This is a genomic window from Chromatiaceae bacterium (assembly GCA_024235395.1).
GTDB lineage: Bacteria > Pseudomonadota > Gammaproteobacteria > Chromatiales > Chromatiaceae > Thiosocius.
Genome location: JACKMK010000003.1, coordinates 707,278 through 726,633, shown reverse-complemented (window position 1 = coordinate 726,633; position 19,356 = coordinate 707,278). Strand labels below are relative to the sequence as shown.

General features: G+C 63.8%; 22 protein-coding genes. 4 read left to right on the top strand and 18 right to left on the bottom strand.

The features are described from left to right. Positions 1 to 382: 382 nt before the first annotated feature. The 6 genes from H6955_16665 to H6955_16640 form a co-directional block, all read right to left on the bottom strand. Positions 383 to 1,285: a glycosyltransferase gene (locus tag H6955_16665; GenBank protein MCP5315194.1), complete on the bottom strand. Its 903-nt coding sequence runs from the start codon at positions 1,283 to 1,285 to the stop codon at positions 383 to 385. A 3-nt stretch (positions 1,286 to 1,288) separates the two neighbouring features. Further along, positions 1,289 to 2,188: a glycosyltransferase family 2 protein gene (locus H6955_16660; GenBank protein MCP5315193.1), complete on the bottom strand. Its 900-nt coding sequence runs from the start codon at positions 2,186 to 2,188 to the stop codon at positions 1,289 to 1,291. 215 nt (positions 2,189 to 2,403) lie between these two features. Continuing rightward, a complete protein-coding gene (locus H6955_16655) occupies positions 2,404 to 3,405 on the bottom strand; it encodes a glycosyltransferase family 4 protein (GenBank protein ID MCP5315192.1) in 1,002 nt (333 codons plus the stop codon). Positions 3,406 to 3,418: 13 nt separating this feature from the next. After that, positions 3,419 to 4,084, bottom strand: a complete 666-nt coding sequence (locus H6955_16650) for a methyltransferase domain-containing protein (protein ID MCP5315191.1) — start codon at positions 4,082 to 4,084, stop codon at positions 3,419 to 3,421. Between the two features lie 59 nt (positions 4,085 to 4,143). Next, positions 4,144 to 5,394, bottom strand: coding sequence for a glycosyltransferase family 4 protein (locus tag H6955_16645; protein MCP5315190.1), 1,251 nt, complete (start codon positions 5,392 to 5,394; stop codon positions 4,144 to 4,146). Continuing rightward, positions 5,394 to 6,350 (bottom strand): glycosyltransferase family 2 protein, encoded by a 957-nt coding sequence (locus tag H6955_16640; protein ID MCP5315189.1) that lies wholly within the window; start codon positions 6,348 to 6,350, stop codon positions 5,394 to 5,396. The genes H6955_16645 and H6955_16640 overlap by 1 nt, the downstream gene beginning before the upstream one ends. Before the next feature lie 148 nt (positions 6,351 to 6,498). Between H6955_16640 and H6955_16635 the strand changes: the two genes are divergently transcribed. After that, positions 6,499 to 6,921 carry a DUF3301 domain-containing protein gene (locus H6955_16635; protein MCP5315188.1) on the top strand — a complete coding sequence of 141 codons (423 nt, stop codon included), beginning with the start codon at positions 6,499 to 6,501 and terminating at the stop codon, positions 6,919 to 6,921. A 17-nt stretch (positions 6,922 to 6,938) separates the two neighbouring features. Here H6955_16635 and H6955_16630 read toward each other — a convergent pair whose 3' ends face one another. From H6955_16630 to H6955_16605, 6 genes are all read right to left on the bottom strand, one after another. After that, positions 6,939 to 7,328: a ClpXP protease specificity-enhancing factor gene (locus tag H6955_16630; protein ID MCP5315187.1), complete on the bottom strand. Its 390-nt coding sequence runs from the start codon at positions 7,326 to 7,328 to the stop codon at positions 6,939 to 6,941. A gap of 18 nt (positions 7,329 to 7,346) precedes the next feature. Next, complete coding sequence (locus H6955_16625) at positions 7,347 to 7,943, bottom strand: glutathione S-transferase N-terminal domain-containing protein (protein ID MCP5315186.1); 597 nt, start codon at positions 7,941 to 7,943, stop codon at positions 7,347 to 7,349. A gap of 140 nt (positions 7,944 to 8,083) precedes the next feature. Further along, positions 8,084 to 8,896, bottom strand: a complete 813-nt coding sequence (locus tag H6955_16620) for a cytochrome c1 (protein MCP5315185.1) — start codon at positions 8,894 to 8,896, stop codon at positions 8,084 to 8,086. Then, entirely contained in the window at positions 8,893 to 10,125 is a 1,233-nt protein-coding gene (locus H6955_16615) for a cytochrome b N-terminal domain-containing protein (protein MCP5315184.1), read from the bottom strand. The genes H6955_16620 and H6955_16615 overlap by 4 nt, the downstream gene beginning before the upstream one ends. Beyond that, the gene (petA, locus tag H6955_16610) at positions 10,122 to 10,718 is read right to left on the bottom strand and encodes a ubiquinol-cytochrome c reductase iron-sulfur subunit (protein ID MCP5315183.1); all 597 of its coding nucleotides are present in this window, start codon (positions 10,716 to 10,718) and stop codon (positions 10,122 to 10,124) included. Before petA ends, H6955_16615 begins: the two co-directional genes overlap by 4 nt. A gap of 184 nt (positions 10,719 to 10,902) precedes the next feature. After that, positions 10,903 to 11,649 carry a Nif3-like dinuclear metal center hexameric protein gene (locus H6955_16605; GenBank protein MCP5315182.1) on the bottom strand — a complete coding sequence of 249 codons (747 nt, stop codon included), beginning with the start codon at positions 11,647 to 11,649 and terminating at the stop codon, positions 10,903 to 10,905. A 142-nt stretch (positions 11,650 to 11,791) separates the two neighbouring features. On the opposite strand from H6955_16605, the gene H6955_16600 reads away from it, so the two are divergent. Genes H6955_16600 through H6955_16590 form a run of 3 tightly spaced genes read left to right on the top strand, consistent with a single transcriptional unit; the run spans position 11,792 to position 13,516 of the window. Next, entirely contained in the window at positions 11,792 to 12,952 is a 1,161-nt protein-coding gene (locus H6955_16600) for a trypsin-like peptidase domain-containing protein (GenBank protein ID MCP5315181.1), read from the top strand. Next, on the top strand, positions 12,949 to 13,248 hold the full coding sequence (locus H6955_16595) for a hypothetical protein (protein MCP5315180.1): 300 nt from the start codon (positions 12,949 to 12,951) through the stop codon (positions 13,246 to 13,248). The genes H6955_16600 and H6955_16595 overlap by 4 nt, the downstream gene beginning before the upstream one ends. A gap of 13 nt (positions 13,249 to 13,261) precedes the next feature. After that, positions 13,262 to 13,516 carry a hypothetical protein gene (locus H6955_16590; GenBank protein ID MCP5315179.1) on the top strand — a complete coding sequence of 85 codons (255 nt, stop codon included), beginning with the start codon at positions 13,262 to 13,264 and terminating at the stop codon, positions 13,514 to 13,516. Between the two features lie 14 nt (positions 13,517 to 13,530). On the opposite strand, the gene H6955_16585 is transcribed toward H6955_16590, so the two are convergent. The 6 genes from H6955_16585 to murA form a co-directional block, all read right to left on the bottom strand. Beyond that, the gene (locus tag H6955_16585) at positions 13,531 to 14,121 is read right to left on the bottom strand and encodes a HupE/UreJ family protein (protein MCP5315178.1); all 591 of its coding nucleotides are present in this window, start codon (positions 14,119 to 14,121) and stop codon (positions 13,531 to 13,533) included. Continuing rightward, on the bottom strand, positions 14,118 to 14,708 hold the full coding sequence (locus tag H6955_16580) for a HupE/UreJ family protein (GenBank protein MCP5315177.1): 591 nt from the start codon (positions 14,706 to 14,708) through the stop codon (positions 14,118 to 14,120). The genes H6955_16585 and H6955_16580 overlap by 4 nt, the downstream gene beginning before the upstream one ends. A gap of 65 nt (positions 14,709 to 14,773) precedes the next feature. Continuing rightward, complete coding sequence (locus H6955_16575; GenBank protein MCP5315176.1) at positions 14,774 to 15,874, bottom strand: histidinol-phosphate transaminase; 1,101 nt, start codon at positions 15,872 to 15,874, stop codon at positions 14,774 to 14,776. A 79-nt stretch (positions 15,875 to 15,953) separates the two neighbouring features. Beyond that, positions 15,954 to 17,255: a histidinol dehydrogenase gene (gene hisD / locus H6955_16570; GenBank protein ID MCP5315175.1), complete on the bottom strand. Its 1,302-nt coding sequence runs from the start codon at positions 17,253 to 17,255 to the stop codon at positions 15,954 to 15,956. 106 nt (positions 17,256 to 17,361) lie between these two features. Then, a complete protein-coding gene (locus tag H6955_16565; GenBank protein MCP5315174.1) occupies positions 17,362 to 18,015 on the bottom strand; it encodes an ATP phosphoribosyltransferase in 654 nt (217 codons plus the stop codon). A 10-nt stretch (positions 18,016 to 18,025) separates the two neighbouring features. Then, entirely contained in the window at positions 18,026 to 19,285 is a 1,260-nt protein-coding gene (gene murA, locus H6955_16560; GenBank protein MCP5315173.1) for a UDP-N-acetylglucosamine 1-carboxyvinyltransferase, read from the bottom strand. Positions 19,286 to 19,356: the final 71 nt, after the last annotated feature.

Here is a 19,356-nt window from a genome sequence, read left to right as displayed (position 1 = left end):
ATTGTTGGAAAAAATGGTCGCCCGATCCCGGAGCGGTTAGCGAGCCACTTGCTGAATGCCACCTTCGCCAGTCGCCCTAGATGGACAGTCATCAGGCTCGTCGGCCCAGCTCGCGAGAGAAACCGTCACCTGGGTCGGTTCGCCGTCAATGTTTGCTGCTTCGACGTGCACGTACCAATCCTCCGCAGCAGTTCGACAGTATCCTTTGCAACCCGTTTTGCTGACCGCGAAAATCTGTCCGAATCTGATCAATTCTCTTTTTTACTTGGTTTCTGGGCCTTCTTCGCAAAGAAAAGTTTTTCGCGGCTCGGTGCCAAAGTGCAACACTGTTTCACACCGCAAAGGGTGGCCCAATGCGGCAATTGTGTTCGAATTGAACTGATTATTCTCTCAACGGTTCCCCACCAACAGAAATGCGCACAAACTCGTAAGTGCGCACGATCTTCAACAGATAAATCGCGCCAACAACCATGGCAAAGCGAGCAATCCCCCCTTTGTACCGCCGCCTGGCATCCTTGATCTGAGAAATCGGCGGCATGAGCCCGCGAACAACTGTCTCCCCGTACTGCAGGAATTTTTTTAGTGGTGCAACAGAGCCCATTTCCAGCTTTTGCCGGCCACTCACTCGACGCGCCTTCACAATCAACTCGGCAAGGCTTGTCCGAGCCGGATGATAGACCTTAGCGCTAGGCACATACTTGAGTGTGAGCCCTTTTTGATGAACACGGTTGCCCCACTCCCGATCGCCGCCTGATCGCAACCCAGGATTGAACAAGCCGACCCGGTCAAACACATCTCGACGGGTAAACAGGTTTCCTGCGCCGCTATAGTGAAAAATCTCGACGTACTTTTCCTGGTCGAAATGAATCAGGCTATCGGTGAGTTCGGCAAGACTCGGTCGGCCCGGGTCCGCAAAACTGAACTCTACGGCCCCACCCACGAGCCCGAATTTGGGATCGGTATCGATAGCACTGACGCCTTCGTATAGCCAATTCGGATCTGCTTCGATGTCCGCATCGATGAAGGCGAATACATCTCCTCTGGCTGCAGCGATCGCCGCGTTGCGCGCGGCATACGACCCGGGCGTATCCTCGGCGATCAGCCGGATTCCGGACTCTTCGCCGACGACTTCTCCAATACGCGGGTTCGCGCCATTGTCGACCACGATAATCTCAAACAGGTCCGGTGGATACGATTGGTCGATCAGTGCCCGCAAACAAATGGCGAGCCCCCCCTTGTCGTTGTATACGGGAACCACCACGGAGACGAATGGCAGCGACTCCATGCCTCAAACCCCACCTTCACTTCGAATGAGGTGTAGCCGACGACGAACCACCCCCCCGACCCAGTCGAAATACCACCGCATTGGCAATACCCCTTTCACAACGCCTCTCGTCAATTCACGCAGAGAGGCAACAGGCGAGGACCTGATCTTTCTGGGAAAGATCTGTCGCACCCAGAATGCTGCCGCCGCTGCATCGCCGAGCTGTTCTCTGCGCGAGTCGAGAAACGCCTCGGACACCTCCACGCCAACTGACTTGCTGATTCGGTCGCCCCGATTGTCGTGCCGCCAGGTCACCAATGGTTGATCCACGAGCACAAAATCGGCACCCAAACGATCCGCCCGCAGACAGAAATCGTAGTCCTGGTGCCGCCGCAACTGCGGATCGAACCTTGTGCGCATCGCAAGCTCGCGACTGAGCAGAATCGTGCTCGTCTGAATATGACCCGCGTTCGTGAACAGATAGGTGCCCACCGATTCTTCCGCCCGCTTCGCCCGGCGAGGCAATATTTCAGTGCCGTGCGAAGACAGCGCGCGCACCTGCGTGTAACACAGCGTTTCCTCGGGGCACGTCGATCTGTCCAACGCGGCCAGCTGCTTCATCAACTTTTCAGGATGCCATTGATCGTCGGAATCCAGAAAGGCGACGTACCGTCCTCTTGCCTCTTCTATCCCGGTGTTCCGTGCGGCTCCACCGCCTCGATTGACCTCGTGCCTCACGAACCGAACCTTGTCACCGGAAAACTGCGCCACGATGCTCGCTGTATCGTCAGTAGAACAGTCGTCTACAACCACGACCTCAAGCGCGTCTATCCCGACCTGCCCCAAGGCGCTTTGCACCGCCGCGCCAAGGTAAGCGGCACGGTTGAACGTCGGAACGATGACGCTGATCAGCGGAGCATTCATTTCAAGCTGCCTGGGTTCAGGTGGTTCCGAATCCGTGCGATGTCACCCATGGAAGCCGCCAAGCGCTTCAACCGCATATCGGCAGCACCCACTTATAAGTAACACCCCGCAAATGTACCAGGACACACCCCGATCCGTTTCGATCGCGGGGATTTGGGATATTGGTGCCGGAGCCGGCCACAAACTGCATCGGACGCATCGACCGGCTGTGTCATTCAAAGCGATTCGAACAGGTCCACATACTCACCGACCATCCGCTCCAGGTCGAAACGTGCCACCGCGTCTTCGCGTGCGGCTTCACCCATTCGCCGCAGATTCTCCGGATCGGCGCAAAGCTCCCGGATCGCGTTCGCGAATGCAGCGGTATCGTCTTGCGCACAGAGCCGCCCCGTGACACCGTCGCGAATCACCTCGGGCAGCGACGAGCTGTTGCTGGCGATGACGGGCGTGCCACAGGCCATGGCCTCCATCGCGACCAGCGGCAACCCCTCGAGCCGGGTCGGAAACAGCAGCAGATCCGCATCACGGTAAGCGTTGCGCACCTGATCGTGATCCAGGCGGCCGAGCGACGTGGCATTGGGAAGGCTGGCCAGCGCATCGGTGGTACGGAGCCCCACGGCGTAGCGCAGTTCAAACCCGTCCCCGAGGGCCTGCATGATCGGCGCGATCATGTCGACCCCCTTACGGTGCGTCAGGTTGCCCACGAACAACAGCCGCACCGCCCTTCCGCTGACGGTCGGTTTCGGCTGGTCATGCGGCGTAAAGAATGTCGTGTCGATCCCGTTCAGGATCACTTGCGGTCTCGGATCACCCAGCACCCTATGATGCGCGTCGGCGGTGTATCGGCTGACGGCGACCTGCACATCCGAAACACGCTGGCTCGCGCGCTCGAAATGGGCCACCAGGGTCTTGTGAAAAACACCCTGGGCGAAGCTGCGGTAGGCGCTGAGCGCGGGGTCGAGCACGAACAAGTGCTCAATTGTGACGAGGGGGATGCCAGATCGCTTGAAGGCGAAACCATTCCAGCTGTTCGCCAGGGTGAGATCCGTGCCGGGAGGTGGGGGTACCCGACCCAGCAGCCACGGCGCATACTGCAGCCTGTGTGCAAACGGCTGTTCGACCGTGTCGATGTCGCGTCGGCGCAGGCCGTCGACCAGCATCCGCGTGAATACGTCCGAACCGCTCCCACCGCGGGTGTAAGGCAACCAGACCTTCATGCGCGACCTTCCATCATTTCCATCGACAAGCCACGAAAAGGTACGAGGGCAGGATGCCGCGCAGCGGCCTGGACCACAGATCGGAGTGGCGCAGCAACCAGCGTTTGAAACCCGGCGCACATTCGATCTCGCCAACCACTTTCACGCCCTCGATACTCACTTCGCGGGCTTTGTATCCGGCGTCCTCCAGCAGGGTGGCCAGTTCCGAATGACTGGGCGGGTCGCAATCGTACCGGCTGCCCCGCCCCATCCAGCGGACATAGCGGTCACGCATTGAACGCGGAAACCAGCTCAACAAAGGCAGGCGGAAATGGGGTTCGACAAGCGTCCACCGGTTGGGCACGGCCAGGTACAACCAGCCGTCGGGGCGAAGAACGCGCCTGATCTCGCCCAAGTGGTGCTTCTGCGCCGAGCGGTCGCCCACATGCTCCAGGACATGATTGGAGATACAGATGTCGAAACTTTCATCGGGGAAAGGCAGCGTGGTGTCCGTCACGAGTTGAAACTCGAAACCGTCGCGCAGCTGCCTTTGATCGATGACGTCAACGGCAGAAACCGCGCCATCTGACCCGACGCGGCCGGAGAGATAGGCAGCGATATACCCCGCCCCCGTTCCAACCTCGAGCACGCGTGCACCCGAAAGTTTCGTTACCAGGGACAGCAGGCGCTCGATCTTCACTGCCTTGCACGTGCGGGAATCCCGGTCGAGGGCGGCGTGGGGTTGGCGCGATTCGTCACTCATGGGCGGCCAGGTTCGGCGGAATTGAGCTGCGCGGAAAACAGATCGGAGAACGCGGCAGCCGACACCTCGCGGCTGAAGCGTGTGGTCACTTCGGCATGGGCGGTTTGCTTGAGGCGTTCCACCAGACCGGGATCAGCCGCCAGCGTCCGCACCGCGTCCGCGATCTGATCCGGCGCGCGCTCATCGACCAGCATCCCTGTCACACCGTCTTGAACAGAATCGACCACCCCACCCAGTCGAGTGGCGATCACTGGCACGCGGGCCACCATGGCCTCGAGGAATGTAAGCCCCTGGGCCTCGACCCACCCATTCTCGGCACGGCGCGACGGGCCGACGAATATATCCGCGGCAGCCATGTAGTAGGCGACCTCGTCCGGCTGCACCCAGCCGGTGAAACTAACGCTGTCCACGAGACCACCCGATGCCACGTACTGCTCGAGTTCGGGCCGATCCTGACCCTCGCCGACAATCAGCGCCCGGACGCCGGGGAGACTGGAGCGCAATATTCCCACGGCATCGATCAGATCCCGCACCCCCTTTTCCTCGACCACTCTCCCGACAAACACGAGCAGCGGCCCGCCATCCCGAAGGTACCGGTCGCGTATGGCCTTCACGGGTTCGGCATCCGGGGCCACGTGCTCGACCGATACGCCCATGGGGATACGGTGGATCGGCGCAGCCCCCGGGCCGAGTTCACGTACGGCGGCCTCTGTGACCGAACTGTTGACGGTCACCGCGTTGGCGTTGCGCAGCGTGAACCGCTTGAAAGAGGCCATCACCCCTCCCTTGAGGGCAAACACGTCTCCACCGTGCACGGTGATGACGTGGGGCACCCGAAACGGCTTCGCCGCCAACACCCCGGTGAATCCCTGCGGCAGTATCCAATGCGAATGCAGCAGATCGTAACGGCGGCTGGCCAGGCGGCGCATCACGGCCGCCCACTCCACTCCCACCAGCAGCGGCAGCTTGATGGCGTTGCTTCGCCGCTTTCGGAGGTTGATCAAGGCCCCGCCCTGGTAACAGACGGTCTGCTGTGAATCCGGCCAAAGGTAGCGAAATCGCTCGACCTTGATGCCCCCCAGTGTCTCGCGGGTCGCACAACCCGGTGCATGCGGAGCCAAGACATCCACCGACCATCCCAACGCCTGCAGGTCCTGAGCGAGGTGCAGCACGAATGGCGTCGTGCTATCTCCGGCCCACCGCGGAAAATTGGAGGTAGCACAGAGAATTCGGCCGCGACGCCCCATCAGTCTCCGGACCGGCGCTGCTCTAACTCCATCCGCCGCACGCGCTCCAGCGTCATCTCCAGTAGCTGCCGGTTGAACGAGATCAGGTCGGCGACCAGCCCGGCGAGGTACGCGATGAAACCCATGAGCAAGAACACGCCACCGAGGACCAGTGACTGGATGTGACCACCGCCGTCACCGACGAAATAAAAGTAGACGAAGCGCAGTATCGGGATCAGGCCGATCAGCATCAACAGGCTGCCCAGATAGAAGAACACGCGCAGCGGCTGGTACATCGCATACATGCGCACGATCGTGCTGACCTGGCGCTCGATGAACGCCGGGATGCTCTTGAACAGGCGCGATTCGCGGGTCTTGGGGTTGGTCGCGATCGGCACCGAGACCACGGCCATGTCCTTCTTTCCGGCCTGGATGACCGTCTCGATGGTATAGCTGAACGACGACACGACATTGGTACGGATCGCCGCCTCGCGCGAGAAGGCGCGAAAGCCGCTGACCGTATCCGGCACCCAGACGCCCGCGAGCTTGCGCACCACGCCGCTGCCGAGCCACTGCAGGAACTTCTTGAATCCCGAGAAATGCGCGATCTTGTCGGTCTGCCGATCGCCGATCACCATGTCCGCGCGTCCCTCGAGGATCGGCTGGACCAGCTTGGGGATGTCGGCGCCGGCATACTGGTTGTCGCCATCCGTATTGACGATGATATCGGCGCCCGCGCGCAGACACGCGTCCAGCCCCCGCCGGAAGGTGCGCGCGAGCCCCATGTTCTTCTTGTTGCGAACGATATGCTCTACGCCGATCGACCGGGCCACCTCGATCGTGCGATCGGTGCTGCCGTCATCTATGATCAGTATCTCGACCTTGTCGATGCCCTCGATATCGCGGGGGATGTCGGCCACCGTCTGCGGCAACGTGTGCTCTTCGTTGTAGCATGGAATCTGAACGATCAGTTTCATCGGGTCGACATCCTGCGACTGCACCGCGGGGTCGATCGGTGCGCTGCGGGCAGAATATCAGGCGACCAGACAAACAGGAAGGATCACCCGTGCGGCCAGACAGCGACCCGTCACACAGCCAGGCAGCGCCGCGCGCGATCGGTGGACCATGAGCAGTCTCGCACCCTTGCTGGTGATCTTCGTGCTGGCGTGGATCTGGCTGGACGGTGCGCGTGCACGCGAGTTCGCCATCGAGCTTGCGCGCCGCTATTGCCAGCATCGCGGATTCCAGTTCCTGGACGATACGGTCGCACTGGCGCGCATCGGCGTGCGCTGGACCCGGCAGGGGCTGCGCCTGCGACGCATGTTCCGTTTCGAATTCAGTCTCGAGGGTGTCGGTCGGCGCGTCGGCTACGTGCTGCTGCTCGGCACCCAGCTGGAGCGCATCGAAGACGGGCTGTTGCACCACAAGGAAAACCCGATCGAACCGGTACGCATCGAACGCGAAGAATCCGGCCCGCAGGCAAACTCAGAATCGGACGGCCAATCCAGCAACGTGGTGCCGTTCAGACGCAGACGCGGCCCGCACTGAGGGCGCCCGCGAAGCGGCTATTTGACCACCTTCAGCGACGGCTTTCCGTTGCCACCGGGAGTCGGCCGGGTGGGTTTCGGTGGCTCGGGTTCGGCACCGTCGTCCTCAGGAAACAGCATCCCCTTGCCGTTCTCTCGCGCATACACGCCGAGCACGGCATCGGGCGGCAGAGAGATCGCGAACGCGCTCCCGCCGAAACGCGCCTCGAACGCGATCAGTTCGTTGCCAAGTTGCAGATCGCGCACCGCGCTCGGACTGACGTTGAGCACGATCCGACCCTCTTCGACGTATCGACTGGGCACGTGCACCGATTCGCGGTCGGCATCCACGAGCAGGTAGGGGGTCAGTTCGTTGTCGACCAGCCAGTCGTACAACGCACGAATCAGGTAGGGGCGGTTGGATGTCATGCGCTCGAACCGACGCGCTCAACGCCGCATTTCGCGTTCTTGTTCGGTGAGGCTCGCGATGAAACCGTTGCGGGTGAACAGGCTGCCGGCATAGGTATTCACCTGCTTCAGAGCCTGTCCGGTCAACTCGACACCGAGCGCCGGCAGGCGCCACAGCAACGGTGCGATGCTGGCGTCGACCAGGGTGAATTCGTCGCTCATGAAGAACGGCTTGTGCGCCAGGATCGGCGCCGCGGCGGTCAGACCCTCACGCAGCTCCTTGCGTGCCTTGGTGGCCGCCTTGCCGCCAGCGAGGATCTGGTCGACCAGCACGTACCAGTCGTTCTCGACCCGATACATGTACAGCCGGGCGCTGGCGCGCGAAACGGGATCGACCGGCAGCAACGGCGGATGCGGGAAGCGCTCGTCGATGTATTCGCAGATGATCCTTGAATCGTAGAGGGCCAGGTCGCGATCCACGAGGGTCGGGACAGTCCCGTAGGGATTCAGGTCGATGACGTCCTCCGGCAGCGCCAGCGGATCCACGTCGATGATGTCGCAGGTGACATTCTTCTCGGCCAGCACCATGCGCACCCGATGGCTGTGCAGACTCTGCGGGTCGGAAAACAGGGTCATCACGGAACGGCGGGCGGCTACAGCGGTAATCACGAGATCGAACTCCGTAGGGTGCCAGCGCGACGCGGTGCGCCGGGAGATAAAAAAGGCGCATAGTATACCAAACTATGCGCCTTTAGCTTGGATGGGTGGCCGGCCGCTCAGTGAACGTCCTTCCACCACTCCTTCTTCATCAGGTAAGCGATCACGGAGAACACGATCAGGAACAGCATCGCCCAGACGCCCATGCTCTGGCGCTCCAGCTTCATCGGCTCCGAGATATAGGCGAGGTAGGTCGCCAGATCGCGCGCGACCTGATCGTATTCCTCGGTCGTCAGGCTACCCGGCTGAGCCATTTCGAGGTGGTCGACGACCTTTTCGAGCCGGTAGGTCTCACCGTGCTCCTGCACGTAGGCAGCCGCCTCCGCCTCGGTCTCGAACTCGGCGACCGAGTGACCGTCATGCTGCGCCTCGTACCTGTAGACCGGGCTCTGTACACCCTGCATCTCCCACAGCACGTGCGGCATCCCGACGTTCGGGAACACCGTGTTGTTGACTCCCATCGGCCGGGACGGATCGGTGTAGAAACCCTTCAGGTAGCTGTAGATCCAGTCGGCCCCGCCGTGGCGGATACGCGCGACCAGGGTCAGATCGGGAGCCGGCGCGCCGAACCATTTGGCAGCGTCGTCTTCCGGCATCGCGATCTTCATCAGGTCGCCGATCTTGCCGTCGGTGAACATCAGGTTTTCCTTGATGTCGTCTTCGGTCAGACCGACCTCGGTGAACAGCTTGTAGCGCACGTACTTCGCCGAGTGGCAGCCCATGCAGTAGTTGACGAACAGCTTCGCGCCGCGCTGGATCGAGGCGTGATTGCCGAGGTCGATGTTGGCCTGCTCGAGCTCAGGCCCGCCGCTCGACGCCATGCCGGTGACGGGCAGCAACGCGAGAGAAATCAACGCAATCAGTTTCTTCATTTCGTTACCCTCTCCGGCACCGGCTTGGTCTTGTCCATCTTGCTGTAGAACGGCATCAGGAAGAAAAACACGAAATACAGCGCGGTGAAGATCTGCGCGAGCAGGGTCTTGGTCGGCGTGGCCGCCTGCATGCCCAGCCATGCCAGCATTACGAACGTGACCACGAAGATCGCGATCGCGACCTTGAACAACATGCCCTTGTAGCGAATCGATTTCACCGGACTGCGGTCGAGCCAGGGCAGGAAGAACAGGATCAGGATCGCCGCGAACATCACGATGACGCCCGGGAACTGCGAATTGAACATCGGCGGAACCGCACGCAGCATCGCGTAGAACGGCGTGAAGTACCAAACCGGGGCAATGTGTTCCGGCGTCTTCAGCGGGTTCGCCGGCTCGAAGTTCGGCGGTTCGAGGAACAGTCCACCGAAGTCAGGCCAGAAGAACACCACACCAAGGAAGAAGATCATGAACACGCCGACGCCGACGATGTCCTTCACCGAGTAATACGGATGGAACGGAATCCCATCGGCCGGTGCCGTTTCGCTCCAGCGGTTGCCCTTCGGCCCCTTCTTGATCTCGATACCGTCGGGGTTGTTCGACCCCACCTTGTGCAACGCGACGATGTGGATGAACACCAGCGCGGCGAGCACGAACGGCAACAGGAAGTGCAGCGCGAAGAAGCGGTTCAGGGTGGCGTCCGAGATCACGTAGTCGCCGCGGATCCAGATCGACAACGGCTCACCGATGCCGAATGGGAAGGCCGCAAACAGGTTCACGATGACCTGTGCACCCCAGTAGGACATCTGCCCCCAGGGCAGCAGGTAGCCCATGAACGCGGTGGCCATCATCGCCACGTAGATGATCACGCCGATGATCCACAGCAGTTCACGCGGCTTGCGGTACGAGCCGTAGATCAGACCGCGGAACATGTGCAGGTACACCACCAGGAAGAACGCCGACGCGCCGGTCGAGTGCAGATAGCGCAGCAACCAGCCGTAATCGACGTCGCGCATGATGTACTCGACCGAGGCGAACGCGTCCGCCGCGGACGGCTTGTACAGCATCGCCAGCCAGACGCCGGTCACGATCTGGTTGACCAGCACCAGCATCGCCAGCGAACCGAAGAAATACCAGAAGTTGAAGTTCTTGGGCGCGTAGTACTGCGCCAGGTGCTCGTTCCAGACCTTGGTGGCCGGGAAGCGCTCGTCGATCCAGTTCATGAAGCTCATACAGCACCTCCGTCAATACCGATCAGGATCACGTCATCAGAAAGGTACTGATGCGGGGGCACCACCAGGTTGGTCGGCGCAGGCACGCCCTTATAGACGCGGCCGGCCATGTCGAAGGTCGAACCATGGCAGGGGCAGAAGAAACCACCCTTCCATTCGGGGCCCAGGTCTGCCGGCGCGACGTCCGGGCGATAGGTCGGCGAGCATCCCAGGTGGGTGCAGATGCCGACGAGCACGCCGTATTCCGGCTTGATCGAACGCGTCTCGTTCTTGCAGTACGGTGGCTGCTGGCTCTCGACGTCCGAATTCGGATCGGCGAGTTTGCCGTCCAGGCTCTTCAGGTCGGCGAGGTTCTGCTTGGTGCGGCGCACCACCCAGCACACCTTGCCGCGCCACTTGACGCGCAACAGGCCGCCCGGTTCGAGTTTGCTGATGTCCGCTTCTTCCGGCGCGCCGAGTGCCTTGGCCCGCTCCGACGGGTTCCAGGACGCAATGAACGGCACGGCCGCGAAACCGACACCCACCGCTCCGACGACCGCCGTGGTAGCTGTCAGGAAACGGCGTTTCTTGAGGTCTACGCCTGCTGCAGTCATGAATGAACTCCCACGACCCGGACACCGACGTTGCAGAACGCCAACATGCGAATCGAACTTTAAGAATATGCTGAATTTCCCCGAACGACCGCGGATTCTCCAACATCGGCCAATACCCCGTCAAGAAAAGGGGCTCTGACGGTGCCGACGCCCGACGCCAAGTGTTTGTAATAGCAAACAAAAATCAAACGGGGTTGGTGATCTCGATGAACCGGTGGGCGACATCGAAGCGGGTGGCCAGTTCATTGCCCAATGCCTGCACACCGTAGCGCTCGGTCGCATGGTGGCCCGCCGACAAGAACAAAACACCCAGTTCGCGCGCCAGGTGCACCGTCTGCTCGGAGATCTCTCCACTGATGAAGGCGTCAAAACCCAGCGCCGCCGCCTGCTCGATCATCCCCTGCGCGGCACCGGTGCACCATGCGACGCGACTCACCGCGGCGTCCGGGCCGACCGTGAGCGGCGGCCGGCCCAGCGCCCCTTCGACACGCTCGGCGAGGTCGCCCGCGGTCATCGGCCTGGCGAGTTCGACACCCCACAGCAGACCGTCCTGCGGCGACGCATCGACGAATCCCATCGCCAGACCCAGCTGGCGGTTGTTGCCCAGTTCCGGATGCGCATCGAGCGGCAGGTGATACGCCAGCAGGCTGATCCCCGCGTTCATCAGCGCGCGGATCCGGCGCCCCTTGATGCCGACCAGCGGCGCCGGCTCGTTGCGCCAGAAATAGCCGTGGTGGACCAGCAGCAGGTCCGCGTCCGCGTCGATCGCAGCGCTGATAAGCGCCTGGCTCGCGGTCACCCCGGAGACGATCGTCGCGACCTGGTCACGCCCCTCGATCTGCAGCCCGTTCGGGCAGTAGTCGTCGAACGTGGCGGCCTCCAGGCGCTGATCGCAGTACGCGACGATATCCTCCAGTCGGGCCATCGGCATTCCTCGGGCGGGTCACACGGACCCTTGTCATGGCGCGCGATGCACGGCAATCTGCAGGCCGAAGAGCGAGCGTCGCCCGCTTGCTTCGACGACGCCACACCCCGCAGTGACCTATGAACCAACGCACCGTTAGGGTTTGCGCATGAAGTGGTACCGCGCATTCTCGTTCCTGTTCACCTCGATTGCCACCGGGCTGGCCGCGGCATTTCTGGTGTTGCTGCTCCGCCCGGACCTGGTCGGCCGGGAGACGGCGACGCCGACTCAACCGCCCCCACAGCCGCTGGTGGTCGAACGCGCCGTGGGACCGGTCTCGTATGCGGCCGCGGTGCAGCGCGCCGCACCGTCCGTGGTGAACGTCTACGCGACCAAGATCACCCGTGAGAAAGTCCATCCGCTGCTCGACGACCCTTTGTTCAAGCGATTCTTCGGCGACCGCGTCAGCCGCCCGCGTCTGAAGCGCGAAAACAGCCTCGGTTCGGGCGTGATCGTCGACGACAACGGCTACATCCTGACCAACAATCACGTGATCGCCGGGGCCAGTGAGATCCAGGTGGTGCTGGATGACGGCCGCAATCTTCCGGCACGCATCGTCGGTTCCGACCCGGAGACCGACGTTGCCGTGCTCCAGGCCGCAGGCGAGAGCCTGCCGCTCGCCTCGCTCGGCAACTCCGACCAACTGCAGGTCGGCGACGTCGTAATGGCGATCGGCAACCCGTTTGGCGTGGGCCAGACGGTGACCATGGGCATCGTCAGCGCCACCGGCCGCAACGAACTCGGGATCACCGACTTCGAAAACTTCATCCAGACCGACGCGGCGATCAACCCCGGAAACTCGGGCGGCGCATTGATCAACGCGCTCGGCGACGTGGTGGGCATCAACACCGCGATCTTTTCGCAAAGCGGCGGCTCGCACGGCATCGGCTTCGCAATCCCGGTCCAGCTGGCGCGCGACGTGATGGATCAGATCATTGCGCACGGCCGGGTGATCCGCGGCTGGCTCGGGATCACCGGGCAGAACCTGACCCCGGCGCTGGCGAAGTCGCTGGAGATCGAGTTCCGCAGCGGCATCCTTGTCTCCGGGGTACTCGACGGGGGTCCCGCCGATCTCGCGTCGATCAAGCCCGGAGACATCCTCGTCGCGGTAGACCGGCATCCGATCAGCGGATCCCAGCAACTGCTCAAGGCCGTGGCCGACAAGGCCCCGGGCAGCCCGATGACGGTGACGCTGTACCGCGACGGGGGCGAGGTGGAGCAGGTCGCGATCGTCGGCGAACGCCCGGCGAGCGGCACGCAGTCGCCGTGAAGTGGCTTTCGGACCTGCTGGACAGACTGCGCCCGCCGGGCGCGGCGCGCGACAAGGTGGCGATCGAGATCGACCTGGAGGCCGGCGTTTTGAACGAATGCCCGGTGTGCCGGACGATCTTCGACCTAAACAATGACGGCCAGCTGCCGACAGCAGATCTGCTGGCGCACCAGCGATTCGACCACCGCGACCCCAGCGTCGCCGTGTTCGCCGGTGACCGCGGGGATCTGTTGCGGCGTCTGCGTAGCGTGCGCGACAGGTTTGATTACCACTGCAACTGCCTCAAGGCTGGATAAGGAACATTTGTCGATGCAATACCCGAAGCGCTGTATCCGGTTCGCATGGCCGTCTCTGCTTCTGCCGACGCTGTGGCTGGCATTGCTCGCCGGACCGACCGCGGCGCAAACGCCGGAGGAGACCCGGATGCTGGCGAAGCTGAAATCGGACTGCCAGCTCGAAGGCGAGGGTGGCGGCTTGAGCGGTACGGACCTCGACCACTACATCGACCAGTGTGTCAAAGACCTGCTCGAGGTCGAGATCCTGCACTCGACCGACGGCAAATGAGTGCGCCGCGCGGCTCAGCCGCGTAACGCGAGCGACAGCACCAGCAGCGCGCTCGCCGCGGCCCAGGACCCCAGAATCCGCAGACCGATGCGCTGCCACTCGCGGCGCCCGAACCACTCGGCGAACACCATGGCGTAGAGCAACAACAGGTAGGCTGCGATCGCGCTGCCAAGCATCGCCGCCAGCCAGCCACGGCCACTCAGACCCTCCTGAGCCGAATCGACCCCGACCAGCAACGTCACGACACCCCCCAGGGCCGCAATTGCAGGCACAGACAAAGGTCGGGCGAGCGCGACCAGCGCGCCGCTGACCGCCGCAAACGCCAGCAACGGCACCTCGACACTGATCGCGGCCGCCGGCACGCTGGCGGCGAGGCCCACCAGCAGCGCGACCAGGCAGGCGACGATCGCGACCTGCACACGCTGCGCGCCCTGTTGGCCCAGCAGAACGCCGAGCACCAGTATGCTCAGCAGGTGCGCCGGGACGAATACGGGGTGCAGCAGACCGGCGTAGAAATTGTCGAGTCCCTTGATCGGACTGTGTGCCCACGCGAGGCCCGGCAACAGGCCAAGCGCCACGCACAGCGCCAGGGAGCGCCGCGTCATACCACGCCGGTCAGGAAGCCGACCCCGGCCAACGCGATCGCGCCACCGCCGGCACGCACCACGACCCGCCCGGCGGGCCAGCGCACCAACAGACCGAACGCGATGCCGCACAGGTGCAGCAGGCCGGTGGCCACCACGAAACCGAGGCTGTAGGCCAGCGGATTGGCGGCGTCGGGCAGCTCGGTACCGTGCGCATGGCCATGAAACACCGCGAATACACCGACGATCAGCGCCGCGACCCAGAGCGGCGGGCGCGCGGCGAGGGCCACCATCAGGCCAAGGATCACCGCCGAGCTGGCGATCCCGGTCTCGACCGCCGGCAAAGGGATGCCGAGGACGCCCAGCGTCCCACCGACAACCATCACCATCGGGAACACCACCGGCAGGACCCAGATTGCCGGGTTGCCCAGGAATGCGCCCCAGAGTCCGACCGCGACCATCGCCGCGACGTGGTCCCAACCGAGGATCGGGTGCATGAAGCCCGCACCGAACCCGCCCGCGATGCCAACGCCCTGATGCGCCATGGCGACGCCCGCAAACAGGCCCCCCATGAGCAATATCAGTAGTTTCGCGCCTTGCACAGCCATCTTCGTGCCTCCCCGATGAGGTCGTGTCATGCATCGCCACTCGATGCAGCGGTGGCCGAACGCCGTCAGTCCACGGCGCCGGCCAATGTACGCAATCCGGCGAGCAGCGCGTCGTTCTCTTGCGGGGTGCCGACCGTTGGCCGCAGGCAGTCACTGAGCATCGGATGCGCGCCGTTCAGGTTCTTGATCAGCACGCCGCGCGCGCGCAGGCCTTCGAACCATGCCGCGGCCTGCCCAGGCGGGGTGCGCATCAGCAGGAAGTTCGCCTGCGACGGGTAAAGGCGCACCCCCGGCAACTCCGCCAATACCGCACTGACGCGCTCGCGTTCACTGCGCACGAGTTCGGTCTGTGCATCGAACACCGCGTGGTGGCGCAGCGCGAACTCGGCGCTGACCTGGGTCAGCACGTTGATGTTGTACGGCAGCCGTACCTTGTCGAATTCATCCAGCCAGGCCGCCGGGCCCGCCAGCATGCCGAGGCGCAGCCCCGCCAGCCCCATCTTCGACACCGTGCGCATCACCAGCAGGTTGTCGTATTCGCCGAGGCTCGACATGAAGCTGGCGTCGGTAAACGGCGCATAGGCCTCGTCGACCACCACCAGTCCGGGGGCCGCGCGGATCACCTCGTGCACTGCCTCGGCATCGAACAGGTTACCGGTGGGGTTGTTCGGGTAGGCGATGAACACCACCGCCGGCTGATGCTCTTCCATCGCCTGCAACACGGCCGGCAGGTCGAGACCGAAATCCTCGGCGCGCAGCGGTACGCCGATATAGCGCAGCCCGGCGAAGGTCGCGATCATGCGATACATCACGAACCCGGGGTCGACCGACAACACACAGCGCGACGGCCCCGCCAAAGCCAGCGCGATCATCTGGATCAGCTCGTCGGAACCGTTGCCGAGCAGGACACGCATGCCCTCCGGGACGGCCATCGTCTCGGCGAGGCGCTCGCTCAGGCGCCGTGCCTGTGGATCCGGATAACGGTTGACATCGGTCGCGCGCAGCACCTCGGTCCAGGCATCGCGGAGCTCGGCCGGCCAGGTATAGGGGTTCTCCATCGCGTCGAGCTTGATCATCCCGCCGGCGGACTGCACGTGATACGCCGAAAGTGTGGCGATTTCGGGGCGTATCCAGTGTTGCACGAGATCGTTGAGCGAACCGGACATCGGTGGTCTGAGGCCTCGAATGATGAATCGACAGTTTCCCGACGGCGCGGCGCGCACCGTGCCGGGCGGCTTCGCGACGCTAGTCGTCCAGCCGGTACTCGGCGGAACGCGCGTGCGCCTCCAGGCCCTCGCCGCGCGCCAGCACCGACGCGGTGCGACCGAGTGTCTGTGCGCCGGCCGCCGAGACCATGATCAGGCTCGACCGCTTCTGGAAGTCGTAGACACCCAGCGGCGAACTGAAACGCGCGGTGCGCGACGTCGGCAGCACGTGATTGGGCCCGGCGCAGTAGTCGCCGAGCGGTTCCGAGGTATGCCGTCCCATGAAGATGGCGCCGGCATGCCGGATCTTCGCGACGTACGCCTCAGGATCGGCAAGCGACAGTTCGAGGTGCTCCGGGGCGATGAAATTGGCGACCTCGGCGGCTTCGTCGAGATCGCGGCAGACGATCAGGGCGCCGCGCGCGCGCAGCGCGGTGGCGATGATCTCGCCACGCTGCATCGCCGGCAGCAACCTGTCGATGCTCTGTTCCACGCGGTCGACGAACCCTGCGTCCGGACACAGCAGGATCGACTGGGCGTCTTCGTCGTGCTCGGCCTGGGAGAACAGGTCCATCGCGACCCAGTCCGGATCGGTCTGCCCGTCGCAGATGACCAGGATCTCCGACGGCCCCGCGACCATGTCGATGCCGACCTGTCCGAACACCGTGCGTTTCGCGGTGGCGACATAGATGTTGCCCGGACCGACGATCTTGTCGACCGGCGGCACCGATTCGGTACCGTAGGCGAGCGCCGCGACCGCCTGGGCCCCTCCGACCGCGAACACCCGGTCGACCCCGCAGACGTGCGCCGCGGCGAGCACCAGCTCGTTGAGTTCGCCGCGCGGGGTCGGGACGACCATGATCAGCTCACCGACCCCGGCGACCTTGGCCGGCAGCGCGTTCATCAGTACCGACGACGGATACGCGGCCTTGCCACCGGGTACATACAGGCCCACGCGGTCGAGCGGCGTGACCTGCTGACCGAGCACGGTGCCGTCCGGCTCGGTGTAGCTCCAACCTTCCATCTTCTGGCGCTCGGCGTAGCCGCGCACACGATCGGCGGCGTGCCGCAGCGCATCGCGCTGCGCGTCCGGAATCGCGTGCCATGCCTGCTCCAGACGCGCGAGCGGGATCTCCAGGTCGGCTGCGGAACCCGCCTCCCAGCCATCGAACCGGTTGGTGAACTCGATCAACGCGGCGTCACCGCGTTGCCGGATCTCGGCGATCACCTCCTGCACGACCCGGTTGACCCGATCGTCGGACACGGACTCCCATGCCAGCAGCTCATCGAGCTGGCGCTGGAAATCGGCATCGGCGGTGTTCAGTCTGCGTATCTCAGCCATGGCTCGTATTCCGTGGGCGATCCTGGGCACGGCCGCCGTGGCGACCATTCTAGCGCGCCGTGCGGCGGATCAACCGCGCGGACGGTGCGACATCGGGTGACGCGCGTCAGGCCGCCGCGCGTTCGACGGCACCGCGTAGCGCATCGACCAGGGCCTGCACGGTCGCGTGTTTCATCTTCCACGATGCCTTGTTGACCACCAGGCGTGAACTGATGTCGTGCATATGCTCGAGAGGGACCAGGCCGTTCGCCTTGAGGGTGTTCCCGGACTCCACCAGGTCGACGATCAAGTCCGACAGGCCGACCAGGGGCGCGAGCTCCATCGACCCGTACAGCTTGATCACCTCGACCTGCTGGCCACGCGCCGCGAAGAAGCTGCGCGCCGCCTGTACATACTTGGTCGCTATCCGCAGACGGCGGGCGCCGGTGTTGGTGTCGGGGCGCCCGGCCACCATCATCCGGCAACGCGCAATTTTGAGGTCGAGCGGTTCGTACAACCCCTCGCCACCGTGTTCCATCAACACGTCTTTGCCGGCCACACCGAGATCGGCCGCGCCCCATTGCACATAGGTCGGCACATCGGTCGCCCGGATCAAGACGAACTTCACCAGCGGATGTGAAGTGTCGAGGATCAGCTTGCGGCTGGTCTCCGGATCCTCCAGCGGCGCGATGCCGGCCTCGGCCAGCAGCGGCAGCGTGTCCTTGAATATCCGTCCCTTGGACAGCGCAATGGTCAGCGGTGCGTCGATCGATACAGCCATACCCATATCCTCAACCGGGCACCCGACGGATATGTGCGCCGAGCCCGGCAAACTTGTCTTCGATGTTCTGGTAACCGCGATCGACGTGATAGATGCGGTCGACGACCGTCTCGCCTTCGGCGACCAGGCCGGCGAGCACCAGGCTGGCCGAGGCGCGCAGGTCGGTCGCCATCACCGGCGCCGCGGTGAGACGCTTTACCCCACTGCAGATCGCGGTGTTGCCCTCGAGCTTGATCTTGGCGCCCATGCGCTGCAGTTCCTGGACATGCATGAAACGGTTCTCGAATACCGTTTCGGTGATGGTCCCGACCCCATCGGCCACGCTGTTGAGCGCGGTGAACTGTGCCTGCATGTCGGTCGGAAACGCCGGGTAGGGCGCGGTGTGCACGTTGACCGCACTCGGCCGTCGGCCACGCATGTCGAGCAGCACGCTGTCGTCGCCGATCTCCAGCTCGGCACCGGCCTCGCGCAGCTTCTGCAGCACCGCGTCCAGCTGCTTGGGATCGGTGTCGCGGACCCGTACGCGGCCACCGCTGATCGCGCCGGCGACCAGGAAGGTGCCGGTCTCGATACGGTCCGGCAACACCTTGTACTCGGTACCATGCAGCGCCTTGACGCCCTGGACCGTGATCGTCGAGCTGCCGGCGCCGCTGACCCGGGCGCCCATCGCGTTCAGGCAGTTGGCCAGGTCGACCACCTCGGGTTCACGCGCCGCGTTTTCGATGATCGTCGTGCCCTCTGCCAGGGTCGCCGCCATCATCAGATTCTCGGTGCCGGTCACGGTGATCAGATCCAGCACCAGGCGCGCCCCCTTCAGGCGGTTGGCGCGCGCCTTGATGTAACCACCCTCGACGTCGATCTCGGCACCCATCGCGCGCAGGCCCTCGATGTGCAGGTCGACCGGCCGCGAACCGATCGCACAACCGCCCGGGAGCGACACGTCGGCATGTCCACAGCGCGCCAGCAGTGGCCCGAGCACCAGTATCGATGCGCGCATCGTCTTGACCAGCTCGTAGGGCGCGAACGGTTTGTCCAGGCGCCCGGCGTCGACCTCGACGCGCATCTTCTCGTCGACGGTCAGTTCGACCCCCATCCGGCCGAGCAGCTCCATCGTCGTCGTGATGTCGCGCAGGTGCGGAATGTTCCCGATCACCATCGGCTGATCGGCGAGCAGGGTGGCGGCGAGGATCGGCAGCGCAGCGTTCTTGGCGCCCGAGATGCGCACGTCGCCGGCGAGCGGGCGGCCGCCGTAGATGATCAGTTTGTCCATGACCGCCCTGGGCACGCACCGCGCCACGCAGCAAAAAGGGCGTCAATGATAAAGAAAATCGGGGACCTGCG

What these genes read in the sequence shown, in the direction of transcription:
- H6955_16665 (MCP5315194.1), bottom strand. Translation starts at nt 1,285, where the DNA reads ATGGAGTCGCTGCCATTCGTCTCCGTGGTGGTTCCCGTATACAACGAC.
- H6955_16660 (MCP5315193.1), bottom strand. Translation starts at nt 2,188, where the DNA reads ATGAATGCTCCGCTGATCAGCGTCATCGTTCCGACGTTCAACCGTGCC.
- H6955_16655 (MCP5315192.1), bottom strand. Translation starts at nt 3,405, where the DNA reads ATGAAGGTCTGGTTGCCTTACACCCGCGGTGGGAGCGGTTCGGACGTA.
- H6955_16645 (MCP5315190.1), bottom strand. Translation starts at nt 5,394, where the DNA reads ATGGGGCGTCGCGGCCGAATTCTCTGTGCTACCTCCAATTTTCCGCGG.
- H6955_16640 (MCP5315189.1), bottom strand. Translation starts at nt 6,350, where the DNA reads ATGAAACTGATCGTTCAGATTCCATGCTACAACGAAGAGCACACGTTG.
- H6955_16635 (MCP5315188.1), top strand. Translation starts at nt 6,499, where the DNA reads ATGAGCAGTCTCGCACCCTTGCTGGTGATCTTCGTGCTGGCGTGGATC.
- H6955_16630 (MCP5315187.1), bottom strand. Translation starts at nt 7,328, where the DNA reads ATGACATCCAACCGCCCCTACCTGATTCGTGCGTTGTACGACTGGCTG.
- H6955_16625 (MCP5315186.1), bottom strand. Translation starts at nt 7,943, where the DNA reads ATGACCCTGTTTTCCGACCCGCAGAGTCTGCACAGCCATCGGGTGCGC.
- H6955_16620 (MCP5315185.1), bottom strand. Translation starts at nt 8,896, where the DNA reads ATGAAGAAACTGATTGCGTTGATTTCTCTCGCGTTGCTGCCCGTCACC.
- H6955_16615 (MCP5315184.1), bottom strand. Translation starts at nt 10,125, where the DNA reads ATGAGCTTCATGAACTGGATCGACGAGCGCTTCCCGGCCACCAAGGTC.
- petA (MCP5315183.1), bottom strand. Translation starts at nt 10,718, where the DNA reads ATGACTGCAGCAGGCGTAGACCTCAAGAAACGCCGTTTCCTGACAGCT.
- H6955_16605 (MCP5315182.1), bottom strand. Translation starts at nt 11,649, where the DNA reads ATGCCGATGGCCCGACTGGAGGATATCGTCGCGTACTGCGATCAGCGC.
- H6955_16600 (MCP5315181.1), top strand. Translation starts at nt 11,792, where the DNA reads ATGAAGTGGTACCGCGCATTCTCGTTCCTGTTCACCTCGATTGCCACC.
- H6955_16590 (MCP5315179.1), top strand. Translation starts at nt 13,262, where the DNA reads ATGCAATACCCGAAGCGCTGTATCCGGTTCGCATGGCCGTCTCTGCTT.
- H6955_16585 (MCP5315178.1), bottom strand. Translation starts at nt 14,121, where the DNA reads ATGACGCGGCGCTCCCTGGCGCTGTGCGTGGCGCTTGGCCTGTTGCCG.
- H6955_16580 (MCP5315177.1), bottom strand. Translation starts at nt 14,708, where the DNA reads ATGGCTGTGCAAGGCGCGAAACTACTGATATTGCTCATGGGGGGCCTG.
- H6955_16575 (MCP5315176.1), bottom strand. Translation starts at nt 15,874, where the DNA reads ATGTCCGGTTCGCTCAACGATCTCGTGCAACACTGGATACGCCCCGAA.
- hisD (MCP5315175.1), bottom strand. Translation starts at nt 17,255, where the DNA reads ATGGCTGAGATACGCAGACTGAACACCGCCGATGCCGATTTCCAGCGC.
- H6955_16565 (MCP5315174.1), bottom strand. Translation starts at nt 18,015, where the DNA reads ATGGCTGTATCGATCGACGCACCGCTGACCATTGCGCTGTCCAAGGGA.
- murA (MCP5315173.1), bottom strand. Translation starts at nt 19,285, where the DNA reads ATGGACAAACTGATCATCTACGGCGGCCGCCCGCTCGCCGGCGACGTG.